General features: G+C 67.1%; 26 protein-coding genes and 1 tRNA gene. 10 read left to right on the plus strand and 17 right to left on the minus strand.

Annotated features, from left to right (window positions below; translation table 11 throughout):
* Positions 1 to 121 precede the first annotated feature (121 nt).
* Positions 122 to 742 (plus strand): antibiotic biosynthesis monooxygenase, encoded by a 621-nt coding sequence (locus tag WPS_RS02365; RefSeq protein ID WP_317996263.1) that lies wholly within the window; start codon positions 122 to 124, stop codon positions 740 to 742.
* Between the two features lie 47 nt (positions 743 to 789).
* Here WPS_RS02365 and WPS_RS02370 read toward each other — a convergent pair whose 3' ends face one another.
* From WPS_RS02370 to WPS_RS02385, 4 genes are all read right to left on the minus strand, one after another.
* Positions 790 to 1,290 carry a hypothetical protein gene (locus WPS_RS02370; RefSeq protein WP_317996264.1) on the minus strand — a complete coding sequence of 167 codons (501 nt, stop codon included), beginning with the start codon at positions 1,288 to 1,290 and terminating at the stop codon, positions 790 to 792.
* Between the two features lie 248 nt (positions 1,291 to 1,538).
* Complete coding sequence (locus WPS_RS02375) at positions 1,539 to 2,621, minus strand: IS5 family transposase (RefSeq protein WP_317994189.1); 1,083 nt, start codon at positions 2,619 to 2,621, stop codon at positions 1,539 to 1,541.
* 141 nt (positions 2,622 to 2,762) lie between these two features.
* On the minus strand, positions 2,763 to 3,932 hold the full coding sequence (locus WPS_RS02380) for a multicopper oxidase domain-containing protein (protein ID WP_317996265.1): 1,170 nt from the start codon (positions 3,930 to 3,932) through the stop codon (positions 2,763 to 2,765).
* A 204-nt stretch (positions 3,933 to 4,136) separates the two neighbouring features.
* Entirely contained in the window at positions 4,137 to 4,472 is a 336-nt protein-coding gene (locus WPS_RS02385; protein WP_317996266.1) for a hypothetical protein, read from the minus strand.
* 76 nt (positions 4,473 to 4,548) lie between these two features.
* Here WPS_RS02385 and WPS_RS02390 point away from each other — a divergent pair, with 76 nt between their 5' ends.
* Positions 4,549 to 4,881, plus strand: coding sequence for a cupin domain-containing protein (locus tag WPS_RS02390; RefSeq protein ID WP_317996267.1), 333 nt, complete (start codon positions 4,549 to 4,551; stop codon positions 4,879 to 4,881).
* 26 nt (positions 4,882 to 4,907) lie between these two features.
* Here the strand turns inward: WPS_RS02390 and WPS_RS02395 are convergent, their stop codons facing one another.
* Positions 4,908 to 5,192: a hypothetical protein gene (locus WPS_RS02395; protein ID WP_317996268.1), complete on the minus strand. Its 285-nt coding sequence runs from the start codon at positions 5,190 to 5,192 to the stop codon at positions 4,908 to 4,910.
* A 27-nt stretch (positions 5,193 to 5,219) separates the two neighbouring features.
* Between WPS_RS02395 and WPS_RS02400 the strand changes: the two genes are divergently transcribed.
* Positions 5,220 to 5,741, plus strand: a complete 522-nt coding sequence (locus WPS_RS02400) for an SgcJ/EcaC family oxidoreductase (RefSeq protein ID WP_317996269.1) — start codon at positions 5,220 to 5,222, stop codon at positions 5,739 to 5,741.
* 188 nt (positions 5,742 to 5,929) lie between these two features.
* On the opposite strand, the gene WPS_RS02405 is transcribed toward WPS_RS02400, so the two are convergent.
* Positions 5,930 to 6,005 (minus strand) — tRNA-Ala (locus WPS_RS02405).
* 79 nt (positions 6,006 to 6,084) lie between these two features.
* Between WPS_RS02405 and WPS_RS02410 the strand changes: the two genes are divergently transcribed.
* The 4 genes from WPS_RS02410 (at position 6,085) to WPS_RS02425 (ending at position 9,095) form a co-directional block, all read left to right on the plus strand.
* The gene (locus WPS_RS02410) at positions 6,085 to 6,567 is read left to right on the plus strand and encodes a hypothetical protein (RefSeq protein ID WP_317996270.1); all 483 of its coding nucleotides are present in this window, start codon (positions 6,085 to 6,087) and stop codon (positions 6,565 to 6,567) included.
* Between the two features lie 70 nt (positions 6,568 to 6,637).
* On the plus strand, positions 6,638 to 7,510 hold the full coding sequence (locus tag WPS_RS02415) for a metal ABC transporter substrate-binding protein (protein ID WP_317996271.1): 873 nt from the start codon (positions 6,638 to 6,640) through the stop codon (positions 7,508 to 7,510).
* A complete protein-coding gene (locus WPS_RS02420) occupies positions 7,507 to 8,247 on the plus strand; it encodes a metal ABC transporter ATP-binding protein (protein ID WP_317996272.1) in 741 nt (246 codons plus the stop codon). Before WPS_RS02415 ends, WPS_RS02420 begins: the two co-directional genes overlap by 4 nt.
* Positions 8,247 to 9,095, plus strand: coding sequence for a metal ABC transporter permease (locus WPS_RS02425; protein ID WP_317996273.1), 849 nt, complete (start codon positions 8,247 to 8,249; stop codon positions 9,093 to 9,095). Before WPS_RS02420 ends, WPS_RS02425 begins: the two co-directional genes overlap by 1 nt.
* A 110-nt stretch (positions 9,096 to 9,205) precedes the next feature.
* On the opposite strand, the gene WPS_RS02430 is transcribed toward WPS_RS02425, so the two are convergent.
* Entirely contained in the window at positions 9,206 to 10,951 is a 1,746-nt protein-coding gene (locus tag WPS_RS02430; RefSeq protein WP_317996274.1) for a protease pro-enzyme activation domain-containing protein, read from the minus strand.
* A 27-nt stretch (positions 10,952 to 10,978) separates the two neighbouring features.
* On the opposite strand from WPS_RS02430, the gene WPS_RS02435 reads away from it, so the two are divergent.
* A complete protein-coding gene (locus WPS_RS02435) occupies positions 10,979 to 11,764 on the plus strand; it encodes a M48 family metalloprotease (protein WP_317996275.1) in 786 nt (261 codons plus the stop codon).
* A gap of 89 nt (positions 11,765 to 11,853) precedes the next feature.
* On the opposite strand, the gene WPS_RS02440 is transcribed toward WPS_RS02435, so the two are convergent.
* Genes WPS_RS02440 through WPS_RS02455 form a run of 4 tightly spaced genes read right to left on the minus strand, consistent with a single transcriptional unit; the run spans position 11,854 to position 15,684 of the window.
* Positions 11,854 to 12,540: a hypothetical protein gene (locus WPS_RS02440; protein WP_317996276.1), complete on the minus strand. Its 687-nt coding sequence runs from the start codon at positions 12,538 to 12,540 to the stop codon at positions 11,854 to 11,856.
* The gene (locus tag WPS_RS02445; RefSeq protein WP_317996277.1) at positions 12,537 to 13,646 is read right to left on the minus strand and encodes an SDR family NAD(P)-dependent oxidoreductase; all 1,110 of its coding nucleotides are present in this window, start codon (positions 13,644 to 13,646) and stop codon (positions 12,537 to 12,539) included. The genes WPS_RS02440 and WPS_RS02445 overlap by 4 nt, the downstream gene beginning before the upstream one ends.
* Positions 13,643 to 14,422, minus strand: a complete 780-nt coding sequence (locus WPS_RS02450; RefSeq protein WP_317996278.1) for an HpcH/HpaI aldolase family protein — start codon at positions 14,420 to 14,422, stop codon at positions 13,643 to 13,645. Before WPS_RS02450 ends, WPS_RS02445 begins: the two co-directional genes overlap by 4 nt.
* An 8-nt stretch (positions 14,423 to 14,430) precedes the next feature.
* A complete protein-coding gene (locus tag WPS_RS02455; RefSeq protein WP_317996279.1) occupies positions 14,431 to 15,684 on the minus strand; it encodes a glycoside hydrolase 5 family protein in 1,254 nt (417 codons plus the stop codon).
* A 106-nt stretch (positions 15,685 to 15,790) separates the two neighbouring features.
* On the opposite strand from WPS_RS02455, the gene purE reads away from it, so the two are divergent.
* Both purE and purK read left to right on the plus strand, forming a co-directional pair.
* Positions 15,791 to 16,270 (plus strand): 5-(carboxyamino)imidazole ribonucleotide mutase, encoded by a 480-nt coding sequence (gene purE, locus WPS_RS02460; RefSeq protein WP_317996280.1) that lies wholly within the window; start codon positions 15,791 to 15,793, stop codon positions 16,268 to 16,270.
* A complete protein-coding gene (gene purK, locus WPS_RS02465; RefSeq protein ID WP_317996281.1) occupies positions 16,267 to 17,418 on the plus strand; it encodes a 5-(carboxyamino)imidazole ribonucleotide synthase in 1,152 nt (383 codons plus the stop codon). Before purE ends, purK begins: the two co-directional genes overlap by 4 nt.
* A gap of 193 nt (positions 17,419 to 17,611) precedes the next feature.
* Here purK and WPS_RS02470 read toward each other — a convergent pair whose 3' ends face one another.
* The 6 genes from WPS_RS02470 to WPS_RS02495 all read right to left on the minus strand — a co-directional run bounded on the left by WPS_RS02470 (position 17,612) and on the right by WPS_RS02495 (position 24,144).
* Positions 17,612 to 18,694 (minus strand): IS5 family transposase, encoded by a 1,083-nt coding sequence (locus WPS_RS02470; protein ID WP_317994189.1) that lies wholly within the window; start codon positions 18,692 to 18,694, stop codon positions 17,612 to 17,614.
* A 98-nt stretch (positions 18,695 to 18,792) separates the two neighbouring features.
* The gene (locus tag WPS_RS02475) at positions 18,793 to 19,947 is read right to left on the minus strand and encodes a glycosyltransferase family 4 protein (RefSeq protein WP_317996282.1); all 1,155 of its coding nucleotides are present in this window, start codon (positions 19,945 to 19,947) and stop codon (positions 18,793 to 18,795) included.
* 4 nt (positions 19,948 to 19,951) lie between these two features.
* Positions 19,952 to 21,127, minus strand: a complete 1,176-nt coding sequence (locus WPS_RS02480) for a metal-dependent hydrolase family protein (RefSeq protein ID WP_317996283.1) — start codon at positions 21,125 to 21,127, stop codon at positions 19,952 to 19,954.
* A gap of 100 nt (positions 21,128 to 21,227) precedes the next feature.
* Positions 21,228 to 22,418: an aminotransferase class V-fold PLP-dependent enzyme gene (locus tag WPS_RS02485; RefSeq protein ID WP_317996284.1), complete on the minus strand. Its 1,191-nt coding sequence runs from the start codon at positions 22,416 to 22,418 to the stop codon at positions 21,228 to 21,230.
* A gap of 8 nt (positions 22,419 to 22,426) precedes the next feature.
* The gene (locus WPS_RS02490) at positions 22,427 to 23,374 is read right to left on the minus strand and encodes a hydroxymethylglutaryl-CoA lyase (protein ID WP_317996285.1); all 948 of its coding nucleotides are present in this window, start codon (positions 23,372 to 23,374) and stop codon (positions 22,427 to 22,429) included.
* Complete coding sequence (locus tag WPS_RS02495) at positions 23,371 to 24,144, minus strand: lipase family protein (protein WP_317996286.1); 774 nt, start codon at positions 24,142 to 24,144, stop codon at positions 23,371 to 23,373. The genes WPS_RS02490 and WPS_RS02495 overlap by 4 nt, the downstream gene beginning before the upstream one ends.

Here is a 24,144-nt window from a genome sequence, read left to right on the forward strand (position 1 = left end):
CCACTTCCGACAGCGCGTCTGCGAGCATCACACGATATGCTTCAAGGTCATGCACCTCCGCTGCGGAAGCGCGTAGGTTTCGCACGATTTTGTGCGGGCGTTTGGCAAAGTTGGTCTCCCCATGGTCGGATCGATTCGCGAATACCGGTTACAGCCCGGAAAATTGAACGAGGTCGTGCGGCTCACGCGCGACCACTTCGTCCCCATCGTCAGCAACGCGCCGGGTTTCGTGTCGTATTCGTTCACATATGTCGGAGGCGACGAAATCGTCACGACGAGCATCTTCGAAACGCAGGCGCAAGCCGAGCAGTCGAACGTGATTGCGGCCGAGTGGGCGAAGGCGAATCTGAAAGACGCGGTAACGGCACCGCCGCGCGTCACGACCGGACGCATCCCGGTGCGTCACGTCAACGAGGGCACGCAGCCCGGCTACGGCGTGATGCGGCGCTTCGAGATCAAACGCGAACACATCGACCAGGCGACGAAGCGCGTTGCCGACGGCCTCGTCCCGCTGCTGAGCGGGATGCGCGGGTTCTGCTCGTACGGGCTGCTCGTGGCGTCCACGGAAGATCGCGGCGTCACGCTCTCAGCGTTCACCGATCGCGCCGCCGCCGAGGAGTCGAATCAGCGCGCGCTGGCGTGGACGCGCGAGAACCTCGGCGACGTGCTCACCAAACCCATCGAAGTGGTGACGGGCGAAGTGAAATTCCGACTCGCCAAAGCGCCGGTCGGCGCTCTCTGAGCGAACACGCGTCGCTCCTGACGCTTTTCGCATCAGCCCCCTCCGGTCTACTGCTTGGCGCAGCTCCCGGTGACGCGGTTGAGCAGACCGGCCGCCGTCGTAAAGGCTTGCTTCGTCGTATACTTCGTGTCGCTGATCTTCGTCATGAGCGTTCCGGTGCTCGACGTAACGTCGCCGTTCGGGAGAAACGAATCCGCGCCCCACAGCATATAGCTGTTCTGCCAACCCATTGATGTCGAGTATCCGTACGCGCCCGAGGAGCCTACGGTGACGTCGATCCAGCGCTTCGCGTCGTTGTCGTAGGTGTACCAATCGGTGGCTGTATAACCGACGGCAGCGTATGACACCTTCTGCGACTTTGTGAGCGACTTCATGAAGTAGCCGTCGGGCGCCATCGTGTACGTGATGGTCGCGAGCGACGCTTCGTTTCCGCGCCGCTCGCTGTGCGTGGCGCATTTCCACGTGCCCAGCAGAAACTTCATCGACGAGAAGTCCGGCTTGACGGGAACGGGGTAGGTGGGTGCCTTCGGCGGCACGGTCGCCGACATCGGCGCAGGCGCTTCACCCGTGCTCTGCGCCGACGCCGCGGCTGCGGTAACCGTAAATACGCCCGCGAGCGCGAGCGCTCGAACGAAATATGACATCGCGCGTCCTCTCTAACAGCCCCGTGAAAAAATCGGCGCGTGGTTCGCGAACTGCCCGTTCAGCACGGTTTTCGGGAGGTCGGCGGACCTCTCGAAGCCCGTTGCCGAGCGGTTCATCTCGAAAACGCCCCTCGGGTCAGCATCACTTCGCATCATGTCGCGGCCCTCAGATTGCGTATCCTGATCAAGTTGTACGCCGCGGCCGTCCAGCGCACAATGTCGCCGACCAGATCAAGCCCGCGGAAATGCACCTTGCGCAATCGGCCGATCGTCTTGCCCCACCCGAAGCTCTCCTCGATCAACTTGCGCCTGCGTTGACTCACCGTGTAGCCCGGATGGCGGACGGTTCGGCGGTCGATCGCGCTGCGGCGACGGGTCGTATTTTGAGCAACGTGCGGCGTCACGTTGAGCGCTCGCAACGCCTCGACAAAGTCTTTGGTATCGTACGCCTTGTCGGCACCGAGCGTGATTCGGTTGCTTCCGCTGACCCCGCGAATCAATTCCAGCGCTGCTTCGCGTTCGGCGATCCCGGTCGCGCGAGTGGTCTTCACGCCGACGATCAAGCCGTTGCGATTCTCCATCAGAGCATGTCCGAGATAGCCGAGAATCGCCGGCGCGCCGCTGCTCTTGCGGTACAACCGCGCGTCCGGATCGGTACTCGAGACGTGCGTCTCGTTGCTGCGCGGCCGGCCACGAAAGTTCACGCCCTCGTTGCGACCGCCGCTCGAGGTCGGCGGTTCGTCGTCCGACTTGGGCCGAAAGCTCTTGTGGCTGGCCCACGCCTCGATTAGCGTCCCATCGACGGTGAAATGCTCGTTCGAGAGCAGTTCGTCGGCACGCGCCCGCTCGACCACAGCGGCGAAGAACCGCTCGGAGATTTCGCCATTCAAGAACCGATCGCGGTTCTTGCTGAACGTCGAGGGGTCCCAGATCTTGTCGTCCATGCTCAAGCCCACGAACCAACGAAAGAGCAAATTGTAACGCAACTGCTCCAGCAGCATCGGCTCGCTGCGGATCGAGTAGAACATTTGCAACAGCAAGGCTCGCAGCAGCTTCTCCGGCGCGATCGATGGCCGGCCCCGTCGGGAGTAGAGCTTGGAAAACTCCGGCGAGAGTTCGCGCAGAATTTCGTTGACCATCACGCGCATCGGGCGCAACGGATGATCGCCGGGCACGGTGTCTTCCGGCTGCAACGTCGTCCAAACGGATGCACGCTGCTCATCATGAGTCCGCATCGGCCGCAACCTCACCAAGGTATGAGGAGACTTGCTCTTATAATACGCGAAAAACGCCGTCACGCCAACATCAACTCGGCCGATTTTTCATTGGCCTGCTAAACGTGAGCCCGATAAGCCGACCTTGCGGGACATCGTTTTCTAGTCCTGCATGACAATCCGAGCGTCCACCTTGAAGACCTGATAGCGCGCGACCATGCCGCCCTCCATGTGGTCGCTGACGTGACAGTGGAACAGCCAAATCCCGGGATCGTCGGGGACCATGTCGGCCGTGAGCATCTGAGCCGGCGAGATCGGGACGACGTCGGTGCGCTCACCGTGCACCAGCACCGTGTTGCCGTGCCAGTGCGGAGTGTGGAAATTCAAGCCCTCGCCCAGCGTGAGCAGATACCAGCGAACGCGGTCCCCGCGCTTCATCTGCGGCATCGGTCCGTTCGCAAACTGGTAGCCGTTGATCGACCAGCGCAGGTTCGCGGGTCCGGATCCTTTGCCCAGGAGAATGTCGAGATTCCCCGATGCGTCGGACGGCGTGGCGTCGAACTTGTTGTGCTTCTTCGCATCGGCGGCAAAACGCCGGATGTTCTCGTTGATGAACGAACTCTGATTTTCGTCGAAAGCGACGAAGAAGCTGACGACTTCGCGATCGACGTCTTTCGGAGTGCCGTCGGCCTTCGCCATGCCGCGCGCGGTGACGACGATCGCGCCGATGAGACCGGCATTGACGTCGCGGCGCTCGTCGACATGCGAGTGATAGAGCCACACGACCGAACTCGAATCCGCCGGGCCGGGGCCGGCGCGCTCCGGGACGTCCCACATGTACGTGAAGGTACCGCCGGGCGCGACCGCGGCGCCGCCCTTCGCCGACGCGGCAACGCCGTCGGCGTATCCCGAACCCTCGGACGCTTTCTTGTAGAACACGCCGTGCGGGTGGAGGCTGTACGGGTGCGTACCGTGGTTGCGGAACACGATCTTGATCGTGTCGCCGACTTCCGCGTGCACGATCGGGCCGACGATGCCCAGATACGCGTCTTGCGCGGTTCGCAGCTTGAGGCAGTGGAACGTCACATCGGTGTACTCGCGATACATCGCCTTGCGGAAGACTTTGCCGATGGTGTGCTTGTCGCGCGCGGTGTAGAGCTTTGCGTATCCTTCCGGCCGCATTCCCATCATCTTGTCGAGCCCGCTGGGCGCGTAATCCCAGTCGAGCTCGTCAGCGGCGATGTAGTACGTGCGAACGTTTCCGCCGGTATCTTGCGCGCCCGCGCGCACGGACGGCCCGACGAACGCCAGCAGTGCGAGCGAAGCGAACACGGCGAGTCTCCGGCGAACGCGAACGTCGCGGAGAACGGAAAAGAGCGCGACCGCATGAACCATGGCGTCTGCCTCTCGTGGATCGTGGTCGCTGCCGCAGCGCAATTGCGTCCCTCTCGCTCGGTCGCGGCGGCGGCGGAGAGGTGGACTTCCGCGCCGCTTGCACGGTCCCTTGGACCAGGCGCCGCGATCGCGTCCGGGGGCTTATCCGTCCAGGGTGCACATATCGGAGAGCGTTACCGTTGCATCCCAGCCTGAACCCCGGCCGTCCGATACGTCGACCTTGACGATGCGGACGTTGGACGTCGTGCCGCGGCGCGCGTGCATCGCTTTCGCCAGGTTGGCGCACGATCGGTCGAGGGCGTCGCGCGCATCCACCTTCGCGTCGTCGACGGCGTTTGCGCGCACCGGACGCGACTTCACCGAGCCCGTAGCGGAGCCCGGAAACGTCCGCGCCGCGGCGGCAGCGCCGGGCGACGCCCGAATGACGTACGCCAGCAGTACGAGGACCAGGCCGGCTGCCAACGCTCGCGCATGCACCGGCACGACGTTCGCTTTGTCCGGTTGCTCCCCTTGGTCGAAGGGGCAATCACATCGATCGCGGTAGTGCGGCGACGTGGATCCACTCGATGCGATGACCGCGGCGCCCGCCAACCACGACGTGCTCTTGGAGAACGATCGTGTGCGGATCCTCGACACACGCATCGCTCCGGGAGAACGCACGCCGGTGCATACCCACGAGTGGCCCGGCAGCCTCTGCGTGCTGACGTGGAGCGAAATTGTCCGATACGATCCTGACGGCAACGTCCTGTTCGACTCGCGCACGCTCGACGCGCAGCCCGCGCCCGGAGCATCGCTCTGGGCTCCGGCGCGCGGCCCCCACGCGACCGAGAACGTCGGGACCACCGAACTGCGCGCGATCGCCGTCGAGCTCAAACCGCCGGCATGAGCGCGTGCCTTCCATCGCACTTCTTCTCAAGGAGGTCGACTTCGATGCATCGTTTCATTACCGCCGCCTGCGCCCTCGCATTCGTCCTCGGACTTTCCGGAACTGTCGATGCCAAACAGTGCCGCGACGCCAAAGGCAAATTCGTCAAATGCAAAACGACGACGACGATGCCGATGAAAAAGCAGTGCCGCGATGCCAAAGGCAAATTCATCAAGTGCAAGACCCAGTAGCTCGTTAAGCGGGCGAAGGAAGTAATGCTCGTCCGGCTCCAGGCCGGACGGGCATTTCGCCGAACGCAATTGCCCGCGCACTCGCTGAGAACACGTGGAGGGAACGCGGTGAAGCAGTTGAGTTCGGTCCTCTTGACCGTGCTGCTCGCGGCGCCGGCAACTGTGTGCAGCGCCGGCCCGAGCGGAGATGAAGCCGAGATTCGTTCGCTCGTTTCGAAACGGCAAGCGGACGCGTGGAACCGGCACGACGCAAAAGCCTATGCCGCGCTGTTCACGGAAGACGCCGACGTGGTCAATGTTGTCGGTTGGTGGTGGCGCGGTCGCTCGGAAATTGAACGCAAGCTGACGGCAGCGTTCACGTTCGTCTTCCGCGACAGCGCGCTGGCGTTCGACCGACCTGCGGTCCGGTTTCTTGCGAGCGACATCGCGGTGGTCCACGAAACGTGGACGATGACGGGTGCGAAGATGCCCCCCGGTATGCCGGAGCCGAAGATGGGCTTACAGACGATGGTGCTGCGAAAGCATTCCGGCACGTGGCTGATTTCGGTGTTTCAAAATACGAACTCCGTGCCCGAAAGGCCGTTTCCGCTCGGACCGCCCGTGATGGTGCCGGCAACCCCGGCACCGTAATCGCATGAAGCGAGCCGTCACCGTGAACGAGCGCGGTTCCGAAAAAGGCACCGGATTGGGGTCGACGATCAGTTTCGAACTGAAGACGAACGCTACGCCGCGCAGCGGGAACAGATGTAACGGCCGACGAGGGCTCGTCCGGCAAAAAAGAAAGACCCGCAAATCCTTAACGGACGCGGGTCCCGACGTGGTGGAGGTGAGGAGACTCGAACTCCTGACCCCTTACATGCGAAGCAAGTGCTCTACCAACTGAGCTACACCCCCACGTGGACCGACGGATTCTAGCAGGGTGGGGGCCCCCCTGTCAAAGGGAGCACTCGCACTCCCGGCGGAGTCGGTAGGCGTGTTCGGCCGGCATCGCGATCCGTGCGATGATCCCCGCAATGCGGAGGTCATCGCGTTTCTGCGCCGGCATCTGACGCTGGCGGAACAGCTCTGGCCGCGCTTCGTGCCGGAACTGCGGGCGGTTCGCGACGTAACGATGGGCGAGTTGCGGACGCATCCCGACCTCGTCGGCGAGCTCATCGACCTGGCTCCCTCGCGCAAGGACGCATGGATGCTCATGGGCGCCCCCGTGCTTATCGCTCCGTCAGGGGTGATGTACGCCACCGCGTTCAGCATGCACGAGCTGATGGTGCGTTGCGGTGACGTGGCCGATCCGCGATTGCTCGCGCCCGCGTCGCGCGAAGAGCCGGTCGGCCCCGGTTGGCACGCGCTCAACGTTTGGCTGTCGGGCGTGCCCCGTCCCGATCGCCCAGCCGCGCGTCGCAACTTGATGCAGCTCGTTGCTCGCGCGCGCAGCACTGCCGCGAAGCTGCGCAGCTGACGTTCCCGTTCGCCCAGGCCGGGCCGCGCGGGCACAGGGACAACCCGCACGCGCGCCGAGTATCAGGGCGATGCCTCTCCCTCGGCTCGCGGCGGCGTTGTTCGTCCTGATCGCGCTCTCCGCGTGCGCCCAGTCGTCGGAGCGCCGGCCCGGGCCGCTTCGCGTGGTAGCGACGACCTCAACGCTCGCGTCGCTGGCAAAGGGAGCCGCCGGGCCGTCCGCCGACGTCCGCTCCCTCGTCCCGGTCGGGGTCTCGCCCGAAGACTATCAGCCGGCGCCGGACGACATCGCGGCCCTGCACGACGCCGACGTGCTGATCGAGAACGGCGCCGGCCTCGAGTCGTGGCTCGACGCGACGGTGCGCAACGCTGCGAATCCACGCCTGCGCATCGTCATCTGCAGCGACGGTCTCCCGGTCCTCGGCGGGAACCCGCATCTGTGGATGGACCCCGAACTCGCGCGCGCGTATGTCGCGAAGATCGGCGCGGCGCTCGCGGCGGCCGACGCTCCCAACGCGGCGACGTATCGCACCGCGACGCATGCGTACGATGCGGAACTCGCTGCGCTGACCGCGCGCACACGGATGAAGATCGCGACGATCCCGCCGCCGCGGCGCACGATGATCGTCTTTCACAACGCCTTCGACTATTACGCCCGGCGCTTCGGGCTGAAGATTGTCGGCGCGATCGAGCCGGTCGCCGGCGCCGAGCCCAACCCGCGGCACATCGCCGATTTGGTGCAGTTGGCGCGCGCGCAAGGTGTTCCGGCGGTGTTCGCGGAGCATGAATATAGTGACAAACTGGCACGCACGCTCGCGGCAAGCGCCGGGGGCCTCACGGTCGCGTTTCTCTACGACGATTCGCTCGGCAGCGCGGCGGGCGTGCGCACCTATGTCGGAATGATCGACACCGATACCGATGCGATCGTGGCCGCGCTGAAATGAACGTTCCCAACGCGGTCGACGTCCAAGGCTTGCGCGTGCAGTACGATCGCGTCGTCGCGCTCGACGGGGTCGACGTCGAGTTGCCGCGCGGGACCGCGCTTGGGATCGTAGGCCCGAACGGCTCCGGAAAATCGACGCTGCTCAAAGCGGTCGCGGGGCTGGTCAAGCCGAGCGGCGGGACGGTGCGCGTCGGCGGGATGCCGCCGGAGAAGTTGCCGCCTGGGACTATCGGCTACGTGCCGCAGATCGAAGACGTCGACTGGAGCTTCCCGGTCAGCGTGCGCGACGTCGTCACGATGGGACGCTATCCGCGCGTCGGCGCGTTCCGGCGGTTCTCCGCGCACGATCATCGCGCGGTTGCGCGCGCGATCGAGGCGCTCGACCTCGGCCCGATCGCCGACCGGCACATCAGCGAACTCTCGGGGGGCCAGCAGCAGCGCGCGTTCGTCGCGCGCGCGATCGCGCAGGAACCGCTTCTGCTACTGCTCGACGAACCGACCACCGGTGTCGATGCGACGACCGAAGAGGCGCTGCGGGAGCTGGTGCGCGGGCTCGTTGCCGACGGGCTCCCGGTGCTGATGACGACGCACGATCTCGACCGCGCGCCGGAGTGGTTCGATCGCCTGATCGTCGTCGACCGCCGCGTGCTCGCCGACGGGAAGCCCGACGACGTGCTGGAGTCCGGCGCGTACGCGGGGATCCGTGAACACACCCACGTGCACGGGCACAAGCGTTAGTGGACGGTCTGCTCGCGCCGTTCGCGCCGGACTTCATGCAGCGCGCGTTTCTCGCTGCGATCGTGGTCGGGGCGCTGTGCTCGGCGCTGGGAACCTACGTCGTACTGCGGAAGCTTTCGTTCATCGGCGACGGGCTCGCACACGCGTCGTTCGCCGGGATCGTGATCGCTTATCTGCGCGGCGGGAGCTTCTGGATCGGGGCGACGATCGCGACCGTCGTCACGGCGCTGGGAATCGGGTTCGTGCACCGGCGGGCGCGGGTGTCACTGGATACGGCGATCGGCGTGCTGTTCACCGGCGCATTCGCGCTGGGGATTTTTCTGATGTCGCGCTCGACGCGCGCGACGCTGGATCTGCAGAGTTTTCTGTTCGGGAACATTTTGGGCGTGTCGTCGGGGGACTTGCTCAACGTGCTCGTGCTGGGGCTGATCGTGGCGTTTGTGGTGGGGGCGCTCTGGCGGCCGCTGCTGTATACGTCCTTCGATCCGGTGGTTGCGCAGGCGGCGGGGATCCGCGAGCAGTTCGTCGACGATGCGCTGCTGGTGATTTTGGCGTTGACGATCATCGTGTCGCTGCAGTTGGTGGGGATCGTCCTGGTTGCGGCGCTGCTGGTCACGCCGGCGGCGGCGGCGGCGCAGTTGACGCGACGCTTCGTGCCGATGATGCTGCTGTCGATCGGGTTCGGCGTGACTGCGACCGTCGGCGGGCTGTATGCGTCGTATCAGTTGCGTGCGGCGAGCGGCGCGACGATCGTGCTGCTTGCGACGCTGATCTTCTTCGGTGCGCTCGCCGTCAGCGCCGCGCGGCGACGCCCTTTTTCGTCGTCATCATCGGCGTCGTCACGCTGAGCCTGTCTAAGCGCTGCCCGAATCCGGAGAGCAGCGGACTCCTCGGCGGCCGCGATCTCGGCGGCCGCGATCTCGGCTGCGCTTCGACGAGCTCGGCGTGACAACGTGACTTAGCGGAGGGCTTCGACGGCGGATTTTTCTTTGATCGAGCCGATGCCGGTGACGGCGTCGTAGCCGGTGGTGACGGTGCAGCCGTCGGGCTGCTGGTCGGTGCAGCCGCGTACGAGGGGCGCCGGTGTGGGGAGGATGCCGCGGAAGTTTTTCGGCAGCGCTTTGCGCCGGGGACGCAGCGTGTTGTCTTTCCAGCCGCGGTCGTTTTCGCGGCTCACGTCGCGAAACGCCGCAGGCGCGGTGCGAGCCAATGCATAGAGATCGCCCGCGGTCAGCAAGCGCCGTCCGGGCGCAACGAGGCTGTTGATCGCCGCAAGTTCCGCTCCGACGAGCGAGGCGCTCTCGCTGGTGCCGCCGACGCCGCCCAAGCCGTAGCCGTGCCAGTAGACGCGCAGGTGGCCGGCAGCGTCGCCGGCGACGTCGGGGACGATGCGGTTCTTCACGTACGCGGTCGAGAAGATGAAGTCGCCCGGCGCGTTCTGCCAGGCCGGGCGCGGTTCGCGCGAGATCCCGCCGCCGGTCGCGTGGTCGTCGTCGTTCCACGGACCTTCGTCGGCGACGCCGTCGCGATCGCCGAGCTGCGTCCCGCCCGCGCAGATCACGTACGGCGAAACGCAGGGCCACGCCACGCGCGGGCGTTCGATCCCGGCTTCGCGATAGCCGTAGGCCCCGTCGTCGCCGGCGGGAACGACGAGCGGGATTCCGCGCACGATCGCCTCGAGCTGCGGGATCGTCGTCTGTCCGTAGCGCGACGCGATCGATCCGTCGACCGGTCCGACGGTGAACGGAAAGACGATGACGGTGGGATCGAGATCGAGCGCGCGCGCCAGCGCGAGCGTGCCGTCGTTGCCGGCCGAGCAGACGTCGTCGTACGCGGCGATCGTCTCGGCGAGCGGGGCCATCGTCAGCGACGCGTCGACGTCGAGCGCCCCTTCCTGACCGCGATCGTCGCGGCCGCAGTCGCTCGACGGTGATTTGAACGCGAAGCTGCGCTCGCTCACGCTGCGCTCGGTCGCGCCCGGCGGCGGTCCTTCGGCGGTGAGAAACTTGCGCACGTCGTTCGTATCGAAGCGGTCGGACGCGTCCTCGACGACGACGATGCGCTGACCGCTCCCGCCGCCGTCGACCGCGTCGGTCATCGAACGGAATCGCGCGGGTTCGTACCAATCGCCGCGGAAGTACGTGAACGACGGACGGGTGTCGTTGAGCCGCGGCGTCGTCGCGACCACCACGCCGCGCACGTCGCGCACGTTGGGCGCTGGGACGGTCAGCGGTCCCGCCGGCGCGAGCGCGGTACGCGTGCCGTCGGTCCATTTCGACCACGTTGCATGGAAGAGGTGCTCGGCTTGCTCGACGGTCAAGATGCCGCCGACGACGAGCCCGTCGCCCGCCGTCGCAATGTCGCTGACGCTGTTCGCCTTGAGCAGGGTGTTGAGCGCACGCGCGTCCGGCGCCCGGCCGAACCGCTCGACGAACGCATCGCGGGTGAGCGTCATGCGATGCCCCGGCGACGCCGGATCCGACATCGCCGCCGCGAGCGCGTCGAGGTCGGCTTTGGGCTGCAGTTCGATCGCGATGTGCAGCAGCGTTTTCGGGTTCGCGGCCCCGTCGGGATGCATCCCGGCCAGCGAACCCGTGGGGGCGCTGAAGCGCGACGTTGCGGGCGCGGCGTCTCCGGGCGCCGCGCACAGGAGCAGTGCGCCGTACGCGCAACCGACGAGGAGCAGGGACCGTTGTAGCGTCAACCGAGTCCTTTCCGAGGGGATAGTTCCATGCAACGCAGCGCGTTCGTCCGCAGTCTCATCGCCGCCGTCGGCATCACCGAGCTGACGCACGTGATGCCGGCGGTCGCGGGGATCGACGAACCGTCGGTGGGCCGCGAGGTGTTCGGTCAGCTTCGCGACGACGGCGATCTGCTGTTCGACTCGTCGTTCTACGAACATCTCAACGAGATCGGCTCGGTGATCGCCGAGACCGTGCGGACCCGGTATCCGTATCCGATCCGGTACTACATCGTCCGCGGCGACTCCGCGAACGCCTTCTCCGTCCCCGGCGGGAACATCTACGTCAACGAGCCGCTGCTGCGGCTGGCGAAGAACCGCGACGAACTCGCCGGGGTGCTCGCGCACGAGACCGGCCACATGGTCCTGCACCACGTCGCCCAGCGCATGTCGTCGCTGCAGAAGAAAGGGACGGCCGCATCGGTCGTTTCGGTGTTGTCGCAGGTCGTGCTGGGGCCGCTGGCCGGGGCGGCGATCGACTACGGTTCGCAGTATGCGGTCGCAGGTTCCGACGCCGCGCAATCGCGGCACATCGAGGCGCAGGCCGACGAAGAAGGCGCCCGGATCATGGCTGCGACGAACCAGTTCAATCCCTGGGGGATGGTGTGGTTCTTCCAGATCATGACCGAGTCGTACGGCCCCGGCCAGAACACGTGGCTGCGCGATCACCCGCTCGACACCGCGCGCATCGACGATCTGCAGAACGAGTTCCGCACCAATGCCGAACTCTTCGGCAAGTGGAAAGACACCAAACAAAAGGACGCCGCCTACTGGTAGTCACGCTGAGCTTGTCGAAGCGCAGCCCCGATCGCGTACGGCAGAGGTGCGTTTCTCAATTGCATGATTGGGGCGTCCCTTCGACAGGCTCAGGGTGACAGGGCGCGGGCCATCCAGGCTTGGACGAAGATCGTTGCGACCGAGGTGTAGGCGATGATCTTCTGGCCGGTGACTTGGATCTTCGCGCCCTGGGGCGTCGCCAGGGTCGGGCCGAACGCGAGCAGCGCGACGTATGCGGCGAGCACCACGGCGAATGCAGCGAACACCCAGGCGAACCGCTTCGGGAATCCCCGCTCGATTGCGATCGCGACGATCATCAGCACGACCGCGAGGAGAAACGACCGGAACGCCCACGTCACGAACTCGTTGTGCGCGCGCAGGTAGAGATTCCACGGCGTGAACGCCACGCCGGCGAAGCTCACCGCGGAGATCACCCCGGCGAACGCAGCGATCCGCGCGAGCAGTATCGCCCGGCCCGATTCGGTGAACAGCCGCGTGAAGCCGACGAAGAAGATCGCCAGCCCGATCGCGAGCGCGTTGAGCGCGATCGTGAAGAGCACGAGCGACGGCAGGTTCGACGCGCCCGAGTGCGTGTGCGTCTGCCCCAGATCGCTGAAGAAGTTCTCGAAAAATGCGTAGCCCGTCCCGTTGCGCTGTACGAGGCTGCCGCCGGGATAGAGGAGCATCGCCGCGATCGTCAGCACGAAGAACGCCGCGCACATCGCCATGACGAACGCGAACGTCCCGCGCGATCGCTCGGCGATGCGGTAGATCACGGGGCCCGCAGTACCCGGTACGCCTCGCCGTCGCGCGCGAGAAAGCCGGCGGCATGAAGCGCGTCGAGCACTTCGACGGTCGCGGCGCGCTCGTTCTTGTTGGGCATCCCGGCCCACCGCAGCGCGACCTCGTCGGGTTCGAGGAACGCGTCGGGCTGCAGCAGACCGCGCACGAACGGCTCGCTCAGCCGCACGCGCTCCATCCGCCGCCGCACCGGCTCGATCGCCGCGTCGAAGGAGCCAGCCTCGGCCGGCGTGTGCAGCGACGCTTCGGCTTCGTCCGGCGCAGGCGGCAGCGCGACGGGTGCGGCGCTTGCGGCGAGTGCAGGCTCCGGCGAGGATTGCGTGCCGACGAGCGTGGGATTCCGCTCGAGCACGAAATCGGTGACGTGCGGAAAAAACTCGGCGAGGCCGACGAACGCCGTCTGCCACGGCACCGCGTTGAGCACGCGCGGACGCCGTGCAACCGCGAGCAGAATCTTGCGCGCGACGGTCTCAGGCGTCGCCATGATCGCGGCGGGCGCACCCGGCATCCCGGCGCGGCTCATGAACGCGGTGTCGACGACGCCCGGGTCGACGTACGTCACCGCGATCCCGTCAGTTTTGAGTTCGCGGCGCAAGATCGCGGCGATCGAACGGGTCGCGGCCTTCGACGGCGCATATGCGCCCAGCCCGTGCACCGGCACGCGCGCGACCCCGCTTCCGACCAGGAACACCTGTCCGCGCGACGCGCGCAGCAGCGGGAGCGCTTCGCGCACGAGCGCGATCGGGCCGATCGCGTGGGTGCCGAATTGCGCGCGCAGCGCGTCATCGCTCTGTTCGACCAGCGCGCCGACGGCGACGTGCCCGGCGTTGTTCACCAGGACGTCGATGCTCCCGAACGCGCGGTGCGCGAGGTCGACGACGCGTTTTGCGTTCGCGGGATCGGCGACGTCGAGCGCCTCGACCGCGATCCGTCCGCCCTCCGACCGCACGCGTTCGGCGAGCGCGTCGAGTGCGATGCGGTTGCGCCCGATCCCGACCACGTCGTACCCGGCGCGCGCGGCCCGCAGAGCGAGGGCGCGTCCGATCCCCGACGACGCGCCGGTAATCACGATGACGCTCATCGAACCGCGCCGCGCACCTCGCGCAGCGCCGCCGCGGCGCCGGTGGTCAAGCACGACATGTCGCTGATCACCCCGACGAAGCGATAGCCGAGCGCGAGCATCTCTTTCGCCTGCGCCGCGTCGCGCGCCAGGATCCCCGCTACTTTTCCGGCGTCGCGGCACTGCTGCGGGATGCGGCGCACGGCGTCCATGTACGGGCCGTCGCTGTTCCACGCATCCGGATAGCGCATCCCGTAGGATGCGGCGAGGTCGTTGGGGCCGACGAAGAGCCCATCGACGCCGTCTACGGCGAGGATCGCAACGGCGTTCTCGGCTGCTTCGCGGGTCTCGGTCTGCACGAAGACACTGACGGTGTCGTTCGCGCGCTCGCTGTACGTGTTCGGATCGGTGCGGAAAGCGAGGTTTGCGCGGACGCCGCCGCGGCTGCGTTCGCCCAGCGGCGGGAAGCGCGCGTCGCGCACGACCGCGCGCGCCGCGTCGACGTCGTTGACCACCGGCACGATGATCCCGTACGCGCCCAGATCGAGAACGCGCTGGATCTGCGCGCTCTCGTTCCATGCGGGGCGCACGAACGGCGTCGCGCCGCCGGCGCGGATCGCGGTCACCATCGTCGCCGCGTCGGAGAGCGGGACGGGACCGTGCTCCATGTCGATGAGGAGCCAATCCCAGCCGCCGATCGCAAGCATCTCGACGGCGAGCGGGTCGGCGATGCTCACCCAGATGCCGAGCGCCGCTTCGCCGGCAGCGAGTTTCTTCCGGACGTCGTTATCGCGCACGAAGCGGCTTACCCCGCCCGGCCGCCGCGTTCCTCGACCGCGCGCAGGAAGCCGTCGTAGAGCGTCAGCGTGCTCTGCGGCAGCGTGCGGTAGTAGTAGGTGTCGGCGATCAGCGGGATATCGTTCGTCGGCAGCACCGAGCGACGTTGACGGGCGAAGGCAGCCAGCGCATCGGCGACGGGCTTGGACGTGCCGTCGCTGCGGATGATCCCGAACGACCGCTCGTGCGGCGCGCGATCGAAGGGCGGCTCGTCGCGCAGCGCGTCGGCGTAATCTGCCCAGCACCACCACCACGCGCCGAGGCGGCCGTCGGCGTGAAGACGTTCGAGCACGGCGGTGCAGTAGTCGGCAGTTTCGGTTTCCGTCAGACACGCATACGTCGCGAGTACCGGATCGTCGGGTGAGATCGTCGGCGTCGGCGGTTCGTCGGGGAGGGCGATGCGATCGAACGGCGAGAGCTTGCGTCCCGGACACGTCGGCGCTCCGAGCTCGCTGAAGAGGATGGGCTTGCGGGAGAATCCCGCGGTGAGATGCGCGAGAAACGGCACCACTTCGGGATCGAGCCGATTGCGCGCGAATGCGCTGTACACCGGATAGCCGTGCATCGTCGCGTAGGCGAACGACGCGCACAGCGAGCCGAGGCGCAGGTTGCGATCGCGGGTGAGGTCCTCACCGTGCGTCCCGGCGGTCACCGGAATTCCCGATGTCTCCTCGAGCGCTTTCGTCAAGCGGCGCGACCAGTCGGCGGCGACGTACTCGTCGTCGGGTTCGCGCAAGTTGGTGAACTCGTTACCGAGATCCCACGCGCAGACTGCGGGATGCGCGCGCAGCCGCTCGCCGGCGGCACGAGCGAACACGAGCTGTGCGCCGAGCAGCGCGCCGCGATAGAAATCGCCGATTCCGCGATTGGATTCTCCGCGCTCGGTGATGGTGCGGAAGCGCCCGGCAGGCGTTGCCGGATCGAGCGACCACGACGGCAGCCAGTTCACTCCGCTCATGTGGCCGCAGAAGAGCGTCGGCATCGTGCGCAGGCCGGCCTCCGCAGCGAGATCGGCGAACGCCTCGAGCCGGGCAAGCATCGTCGGTTCGACCGTGTCGGGCTGCGGCTGAAAGTCGGCCCAACGCAGGAAGAATCGCACGGTGTCGAGCCCGAGCGCCGCGATCCGCGCGAAGTCCTCGCGGATCTCGCCCGCGTCGAACCGCTCCCACATCGCCATCGCACTGCGATTGGGCCAGTAGTTGATCCCGACAGAGAAGCGCACGTTGCCTAGTACCCGCCCAACGACGCAGCCGCCTGGACGGCGACGCGCAGCATGACCGCGCAACGAAGCGAGGGCGGCCGCCGGAGCGGCCCGAACGCCGTCGGCGATGAGTGAATCGCCCCGGGTCGGGATCGTCATGGGATCCACCTCCGACCTCGACACGATGCGCGCGGCCGCGACGATGCTCCAGGAACTCGGCGTCGCGTTCGAGCTGAAGGTCGTCTCCGCGCATCGCACGCCGGACTTGATGTTTCGCTACGCGAGCGAGGCAGCGGGTCGTGGGCTTGCGGTGATCATCGCGGGCGCGGGCGGCGCGGCGCACTTGCCGGGGATGATCGCCACCAAGACCAACCTGCCGGTCATCGGGGTCCCGGTGCAGTCGAAGGCGCTCAACGGCCTCGATTCGCTGCTCTCGATCGCGCAGATGCCGGCCGGCGTTCCCGTCGCCGCGATGGCGATCGGCGGTGCGGCGAACGCGGCGCTGTTCGCGGCGCGGATCCTCGCCCTGCAGGATGCGGCGCTCGCGCAGCGCCTCGCCGAACGGGTCGCGAAGATCACGGCCGAGGTCGAGGCGATCGAGCTGTGAGCGCGATTCACACGATCGGCATCCTCGGGGGCGGTCAGCTCGGGCGGATGCTGACGCTCGAGGCGAAGCGGATGGGGTACCGCATCGTGACGCTTGAGCCGTTTCCGAATTCCCCGACCGGACAGATCGCCGACGAGCAGATCGTCGCGGCCTACGACGATCTGCGCGCGATCGGCGAGCTCGGCGCGCGTTGCGACGTCGTCACCTACGAGTTCGAAAACATTCCGCTGGAGTCGGTGCTCGCGCTCGAACACGATCGCCGGATCGTCCATCCCGGTTCGACGGCCCTGCGGATCACGCAGGAGCGCATCCTCGAGAAGACGTTCGTACGCGAGTGCGGGATCCCGACCGCCGACTTCGCGCCGGTCCGTTCGCACGACGAACTCGAGGCCGCCGAACGCGCGATCGGCTATCCCGGCGTCGTGAAAACGACGATGGGCGGCTACGACGGGAAAGGGCAATGGGTCGTGCGCTCGCGCGAGGACGCCGAGCGTGCGTGGACGCAGGCGAAGGGCGCGGCGCTCATCTGGGAGCGGATGATCCCGTTCGACTGCGAGCTTTCGATCATCGCGGCGCGCAACGCGCACGGCGAAGTGATCGCGTTTCCGACGTCGGAGAATCAGCACGATCACGGCGTGCTGGCGACGACGATCGTTCCCGGAAGGATCGCTCCGGCGCTCGCCGAGCGCGCAAGGCGCTACGCGACCACGATCGCCGAGCGGCTGGAGATCGTGGGGACGTTCTGCGTGGAGTTCTTCGCCGCGGGTGACGATCTGCTCGTTAACGAGATCGCGCCGCGCGTGCACAATAGCGGGCACTATTCGCTCGACGCGATGTCGCTCTCGCAGTACGAGGCGCACGTGCGCGCGATCTGCGGGTTGCCGCTTGTCGAGCCGCGCCAGTTCCTTCCGGCGGTGATGGTGAACATTCTCGGCGCCGGCGCCGGCGATACGCTCGGCGGGATCGACGTGATCCTGCGCGAGCCGCTGCTGAAGCTTCACGTCTACGGCAAAGCCCACGCCGCGCTGCGTCGCAAGATGGGCCATTTCACCGTCCTGGGCGAGACGGTCGAGGACGCGCTGGCGACGGCGGAACGCTCCCGCGCGTCCCTGCACTGGATCGACAACCGCGCCGCCGCATTGCGATGACCCCCTTGCGCGGCGGCGGCTGCGCTTCGACAGGCTCAGCGTGACGAGGGGTGCTAGCAGCCCCGTGAAAAAATCGGCGCGTGGTTCGCGAACTGCCCGTTCAGCACGGTTTTCGGGACGTCGGCGGACCTCTCGAAGCCCGTTGCCGAGCGGTTCATCTCGAAAACGCCCCTCGGGTCAGCATCACTTCGCATCATGTCGCGGCCCTCAGATTGCGTATCCTGATCAAGTTGTACGCCGCGGCCGTCCAGCGCACAATGTCGCCGACCAGATCAAGCCCGCGGAAATGCACCTTGCGCAATCGGCCGATCGTCTTGCCCCACCCGAAGCTCTCCTCGATCAACTTGCGCCTGCGTTGACTCACCGTGTAGCCCGGATGGCGGACGGTTCGGCGGTCGATCGCGCTGCGGCGACGGGTCGTATTTTGAGCAACGTGCGGCGTCACGTTGAGCGCTCGCAACGCCTCGACAAAGTCTTTGGTATCGTACGCCTTGTCGGCGCCGAGCGTGATTCGGTTGCTTCCGCTGACCCCGCGAATCAATTCCAGCGCTGCTTCGCGTTCGGCGATCCCGGTCGCGCGAGTGGTCTTTACGCCGACGATCAAGCCGTTGCGATTCTCCATCAGAGCATGTCCGAGATAGCCGAGAATCGCCGGCGCGCCGCTGCTCTTGCGGTACAACCGCGCGTCCGGATCGGTACTCGAGACGTGCGTCTCGTTGCTGCGCGGCCGGCCACGAAAGTTCACGCCCTCGTTGCGACCGCCGCTCGAGGTCGGCGGTTCGTCGTCCGACTTGGGCCGAAAGCTCTTGTGGCTGGCCCACGCCTCGATTAGCGTCCCATCGACGGTGAAATGCTCGTTCGAGAGCAGTTCGTCGGCACGCGCCCGCTCGACCACGGCGGCGAAGAACCGCTCGGAGATTTCGCCATTCAAGAACCGATCGCGGTTCTTGCTGAACGTCGAGGGGTCCCAGATCTTGTCGTCCATGCTCAAGCCCACGAACCAACGAAAGAGCAAATTGTAACGCAACTGCTCCAGCAGCATCGGCTCGCTGCGGATCGAGTAGAACATTTGCAACAGCAAGGCTCGCAGCAGCTTCTCCGGCGCGATCGATGGCCGGCCCCGTCGGGAGTAGAGCTTGGAAAACTCCGGCGAGAGTTCGCGCAGAATTTCGTTGACCATCACGCGCATCGGGCGCAACGGATGATCGCCGGGCACGGTGTCTTCCGGCTGCAACGTCGTCCAAACGGATGCACGCTGCTCATCATGAGTCCGCATCGGCCGCAACCTCACCAAGGTATGAGGAGACTTGCTCTTATAATACGCGAAAAACGCCGTCACGCCAACATCAACTCGGCCGATTTTTCATCGGCCTGCTAGGCGAAGGGCGAGAGATCGATTGCGTGGGCCGGGCGTTCGGGAAGGTCGGTGAAGGCCATCGGGCGGTCCCACCAATCGTGCGCCCGCCAGCGGAGGTGCTCCGCGGTTGGGGGCGGCGGGGTGCGCATCTGCAGCGCTTCGCGATAGGCGTCGAGATAGCGGTCGATCATCCGTTCGCGTGAGAACGTGGTTTCGACGTGGGCGCGGCAGGCGGCTCGCGAGAGCGAGGCGAGGCGCGGCACCGTCGCAACGGCATCGTCGATGCCGTCGCACAGCAGCCCGGTCTCGCCGTCGACGACGATCTCGGGGATCGAGCCCATGCGCGCGCCGAGCACCGGCGTGCCGCAGGCCATCGCTTCGATCAGCGTGAGTCCGAAGCGCTCCGGACGCGTCGTCAGGTGCACGAGCGCGAGCGCGTTGCCGATCACCTCGTCGCGCGCGGCGCCTTGGACGTGGCCGAGCATCTGCACGGCGTCGCCGTCGACGTGCGGCAGGATCTGCTCGCGATAGTACGCGTCGTCGTGCGGGATCCCGGCCATCTTCAGCCGTACGCCGGCGCGGCGCGCGACCGCGATCGCGTTGTGTGCGCCTTTCTCCGGGTGGAAGCGCGCGAAGAAGAGGAGATAGTCGCCCGGACGATCGCGATACGTCCATACCGACGGGTCGATTCCGTTGTACGTCGTCGCCAGATACGAGAGACCCGGATCGCGATCGGCGTCGCTGATCGAACAGTAGAATGAGCGTGACGCGCCGGCATAGTAGGCGCCGAGGATCGGCGGCGAAGAAAACCCGTGGACGGTCGTCAGCAGCGGCGGCGCGGGCGTCGCGAGCGCGTGCAGCAGGGGCTTCCAGTCGAGGCTGTTGTGGATCACGTCGAACTCATGCGCGCGAGCGAAGCACGATGCGACGTGCAGTTCGGTGCAGAGCTCACCGTTGAGGTTCGCGTCCTCGTTCAGACCGACGGGGACGACGGAAATGAGGCGGCCGGGATTCGTCGAGTTCGCGGTCGCGAACAAGGTGACGTCGAGGCCGCGCTGCGCCATCCCGTGCGCAATGTCGTACGCCACCTGCTCCCACGGACCGTAGCCCGGCGGCGGCGACGGCCACGAGATCGGGCCGAGAACCGCAACCCGCAGGCCCGCGAGATCCACCGCGCTAGGCGCGTTCGTGGGCGACGGCGCCGCGCTTGATCACGACGCGCGGATCGCGCAGCGCGCGCACGTCCTGCGCGACGTCGCCGCGCAGGAGCAGCAGGTCGGCCGGTGCGCCCTCAGCGAGCGTCCCGGCGTCGACCGCGAGCAGCGCGGCGGAGGTCGAATTTGCCGCGGTGAGCGCCTGCTGCGGCGTCATCCCGATCTGCGTCACCATCAGCTCGACTTCATAGGCGTAGTTCTGGTGGAAGTTGTACGGCGTCCCGGCGTCGCTGCCGCCCGCGATCGGCACGCCGGCGCGCCATGCGCGGCCGATGTTCTCGCGGGATTTGTCGTAGAGCTCGGTCGCCTTACGAACGACATAGTCGGGCTGGGCGCCGTTCTTCGCGTTTTCGTAAATGCACGAAACCGCTGCGAGCGTCGGCACGACGCACGCGCCGCGCTCTTTGAACAGTTCGATCGCTTCGTCGTCGAGCAGATGGCCGTGTTCGATCGAGTCGACGCCGGCGCGCAGCGCGTTCTTGATCCCGTTGGTCCCGATCGCGTGCGCCGCGACGCGCATTCCATGCGTGCGCGCCTCGAGGATCGCCGCGCGCATCTCCTCTTCGGTGAGCTGGTCGAGCCCCGGGACGGCGCCCTTCGTCAGCACGCCGCCGGTGGCGATCAGCTTGATGCAGTCGGCGCCGGCTTTGCGCTGCTCGCGGACGGCTTTGCGCGCATCCCACGGGCCGTCGGTCTCGCGGCCGACGAACCAGCCGTGACCGCCGGTCATGCAGAGCGCGCGCCCCGCGGCGACGATCGTCGGACCAGGATGATCGCCTTTCGCGATCGCGTCGCGCAGCGCGATCGCGTTCGACTCGGCACCGCCGAGGTCGCGCACCGTCGTCACGCCGGCTTCGAGCGCCAGCCGCGCGTTGCGCACGGCGTCGAGCGTCCGTTCCAGCGGTGTCTTCAGGATGAACAGCGACGTGATGTCGGGCTCGCCGTTCGCTTCGAGGTGGACGTGCGCGTTGATCAGCCCCGGAACGACGCATGCCGCTTCGTAGCGGCGATCGACCGTCCCGGGATCGCCGTCGCCGATTCTCGCGACGCGGCCGTCCTCCACGAGGAGCGTGACGTTCGTCCGCGGTGGCGCCGCGGTCCCGTCGAAGAACGTCCCGGCCTGAATCGCGATTCGCATCAGGTCCTTCTACGAAGAAGCGTCACGCTGAGCCTGTCGAAGCGTCGCCCGCTTCGTGCACGTCAGGAACTGCGCTTCGACAAGCTCAGCGTGACAGGGTTCAGGCGGCGATGCCGATCACGGCGTCGATTGCGCGGAAGGCCTGGTCGATGTCGGCGGTGTCGTTGTAGTGCGCGAAGGAGAGGCGCACCGCGACGCCGTTCGTCTCCGGCGCGAGCGTGCGCATCAGGCGGGGCGTGTAGTAGTCGCCGAGCGCCGCTTCCACGCCGTGAGCTTCGAGCGTTTCCGCGAGCGTTTGCGGTGCGACGCCGCGGACGTTGAACGCGAAGACCGGCAAACGCTCCTCCTTTGCGGGGCGTCCGTAGAGCGTCACGGCGTCGGCGCGCTCGGCGAAGCGGGCGCGCGCATACGCCGCGAGCTCGCGCTCGTAGGCGTCGATCCGCGCGATCGCGGTGCGGACGCTGCCGTCGCCGATGCCGCGCAGATACTCCGCGGTGCCGAGCCAGCCGGCCAGCGTTTCGTGGCTCTGCGTCCCGGTCTCCATCGACCAGTGCACGCCGGAACTCGGCAGCGCGTCCTCGTCGGCGGTGAAGAAGCGTTCGGCGAGTTCCGGCCGCGCGTACCACACGCCGAGGTGCGGGCCGTAAACTTTGTACGTCGAGAAGAACAGCGCGTCGAGCGTGTCGGGGATCGTGAGCGAGACGTGCGGCGCCGCCTGCACCGCATCGGCGATCACGAGCGCGCCCGCGTCCTGCGCTGCCGCGGAGAGCCGCGCGACGTCGAAGACGTTGCCGGTCCCGTTCGATGCCCACGGCAGCGCCACGAGCACCGGCTCGCGCGCCAGCGCCTGCGCGAACGCGCGCTCGTCGAGTTCGCCGCGCGCGTCGACCGGGATGCGGTCGACCTCGGCGCCGAAACGGCGCAGCGACGTCCACGGCACGACGTTGGCGTAGTGGTCGCTGTCGGTGACGACGATCCGGTCGCCGGGCCGGATCGAGGATGCCAGCGCGCGCGACATTGCCAGCGCGATCGTGGTGGAGTTGGCGCCCAAACCGATCGTCTCGGGCGGCACGCCGGCGAGCTCCGCGTACGCCGCACGCGCGCGCTCGACCGTCTCCGTCGTGCGGATCTTGCGCGCGAACGTTCCGCCTTTCTGCGCGTTGTCCCGCGCGAGATAGGCGCCGACCGCCTCGACGCATTCGCGCGGCACCTGCGTCCCGCCGGCGTTGTCGGCGATGACGCGACCGTCGGCGCGAGCGGCGGCGACGGCGGGGAAACGGTCGATGTGCAAGCGGACCTCTATCCGGCGACGGCGATGCGGGCGGCGCGCGCGTCGGCCGCTTCGAGCGCGGTGTACGCGCGCGACGCGAGTGGACGCCCGAGCTTCCCTTGAATGAAGCGCGACGCCGCGCGCAGTTTGTCCAAGTCGATCCCGGTCGCGATCCCCATCTTGTGCAGCATGTAGACGAGGTCTTCGGTCGCGCAGTTTCCGGTCGCGCCGGGCGCGAACGGACAGCCGCCCAGGCCGCCCGACGACGTGTCGAAGATCCGCACGCCGAGTTCGAGCGCGGCCAGCGTGTTGGCCATCGCGGTGCCGCGCGTGTCGTGAAAGTGCAGGCCGAGCCGTTCGGGCGGGACGGCCGACGCGAGCGCGCCGACGACCTCGACGACCTGGTTGGGCGTCGCCACGCCGATCGTGTCGGCGACACTCAGCTCGTCGACGCCGAGCGCCAGCAGCCGCTCGCAGACGCGCACGACGGCGGCGACGGGGACGTCGCCTTGAAACGGGCAGCCGAACGCGGTCGAAACCGCAGCGCGCACCCACATCCCGTCAGCTTTCGCGCGCTGCACGACGCCGGCGAACGTCGCGACCGACTCGTCGACCGACATGCGGATGTTCGCTTGCGCGAACGCCTCCGACGCCGCAGTGAACACCCCGATCGCGCGCACGCCGGCGGCGACGGCACGGTCGAGCCCGCGCTCGTTGGGGCACAGCACGAGGTAGATGCGGCCCGGGTCTTTGCGGATGCGGCGGAAGACGTCGTCGGCATCGGCCATCTGCGGGACGGCCTTCGGGCTGACGAACGAGGTCGCTTCGAGGATCGGCACGCCGGCGTCGGAGAGCAGGTCGCAGTAGTGGACCTTGTCGTCGGCGGAGATCGGGACGGCCTCGTTCTGCAGACCGTCGCGCGGGCCGACCTCGCAGATGGTGACGCGGTCGGGTGCGTGGGCGAGCGGATCGATCATGGCACGGCCTCCGAACGGAGAAACTTCGCGGTCAGCTCGACGCAGCGCGGCCAGATGCGGTCGTCGCTGCGGAAGCCGCGGGCGAGAAACGCCAACGGGTTCGAGACCGCGCCGAGGTTGAGATGGTTTGCACGATCGTCCTCGATCCAGGTGGTCGGCAGGCGGTTGTGCAGCGAGGCGGACTCCACCATCACCACGCCGTCGCTCTGGTCGTGGTAGCGCGGCATGCGGCCGCCGATCTGGAGGATGCGATGATCCGGCGGCGCGATCCACGCGCCGTCGTCGACGATCCAGCGCTTTTTCTTGGGGTTGTCCCAGTCTTTCACCCAGCGTCCGCCGATGTCGTTGAGCCAGCGCATGTAATCGGATTCGACGTCCATGTCGAACAGGACGTGATTCGGGATGAACGCCAGCTTCAGCGGCATCGCGACGTAGCGCGTCATCAGCCCGCCGTTCGGCGCCGCGATCTGCACGGTGGCGGCGATTTCTCGCGCGCGGTGTGGATACGCGCGCAGGAAGCCGCGGTTTACCAGGCCGCCCGCGCTGTAGCCGATCGTTGCGATCGGGAACGCGCCGGGTTCCCGGATGTAGAGCGCGTCGAGGAACGACGCGAAGCGGTCGACGCGATCGCGCAGGCTGTCATGCCCGTCGGGAAAGACGGTGCAGTCGAAGCCCAGACCGGCGAGTCCCTTGTTCCCGTTGCGTCCGTCGATCAGCGTGCGCATGTATTTCGCGGCCTCGTTCCAGCCTGCGATCAGCACCACGCGCAA

Source organism: Vulcanimicrobium alpinum (genome assembly GCF_027923555.1).
Taxonomy (GTDB): Bacteria; Vulcanimicrobiota; Vulcanimicrobiia; order Vulcanimicrobiales; family Vulcanimicrobiaceae; genus Vulcanimicrobium; species Vulcanimicrobium alpinum.

What these genes read in the sequence shown, in the direction of transcription:
- WPS_RS02365 (WP_317996263.1), top strand. Translation starts at nt 122, where the DNA reads ATGGTCGGATCGATTCGCGAATACCGGTTACAGCCCGGAAAATTGAAC.
- WPS_RS02370 (WP_317996264.1), bottom strand. Translation starts at nt 1,290, where the DNA reads ATGTCGGCGACCGTGCCGCCGAAGGCACCCACCTACCCCGTTCCCGTC.
- WPS_RS02375 (WP_317994189.1), bottom strand. Translation starts at nt 2,621, where the DNA reads ATGCGGACTCATGATGAGCAGCGTGCATCCGTTTGGACGACGTTGCAG.
- WPS_RS02415 (WP_317996271.1), top strand. Translation starts at nt 6,638, where the DNA reads ATGCCTCTCCCTCGGCTCGCGGCGGCGTTGTTCGTCCTGATCGCGCTC.
- WPS_RS02420 (WP_317996272.1), top strand. Translation starts at nt 7,507, where the DNA reads ATGAACGTTCCCAACGCGGTCGACGTCCAAGGCTTGCGCGTGCAGTAC.
- WPS_RS02435 (WP_317996275.1), top strand. Translation starts at nt 10,979, where the DNA reads ATGCAACGCAGCGCGTTCGTCCGCAGTCTCATCGCCGCCGTCGGCATC.
- WPS_RS02445 (WP_317996277.1), bottom strand. Translation starts at nt 13,646, where the DNA reads ATGAGCGTCATCGTGATTACCGGCGCGTCGTCGGGGATCGGACGCGCC.
- purE (WP_317996280.1), top strand. Translation starts at nt 15,791, where the DNA reads ATGAGTGAATCGCCCCGGGTCGGGATCGTCATGGGATCCACCTCCGAC.
- WPS_RS02470 (WP_317994189.1), bottom strand. Translation starts at nt 18,694, where the DNA reads ATGCGGACTCATGATGAGCAGCGTGCATCCGTTTGGACGACGTTGCAG.
- WPS_RS02480 (WP_317996283.1), bottom strand. Translation starts at nt 21,127, where the DNA reads ATGCGAATCGCGATTCAGGCCGGGACGTTCTTCGACGGGACCGCGGCG.
- WPS_RS02490 (WP_317996285.1), bottom strand. Translation starts at nt 23,374, where the DNA reads ATGATCGATCCGCTCGCCCACGCACCCGACCGCGTCACCATCTGCGAG.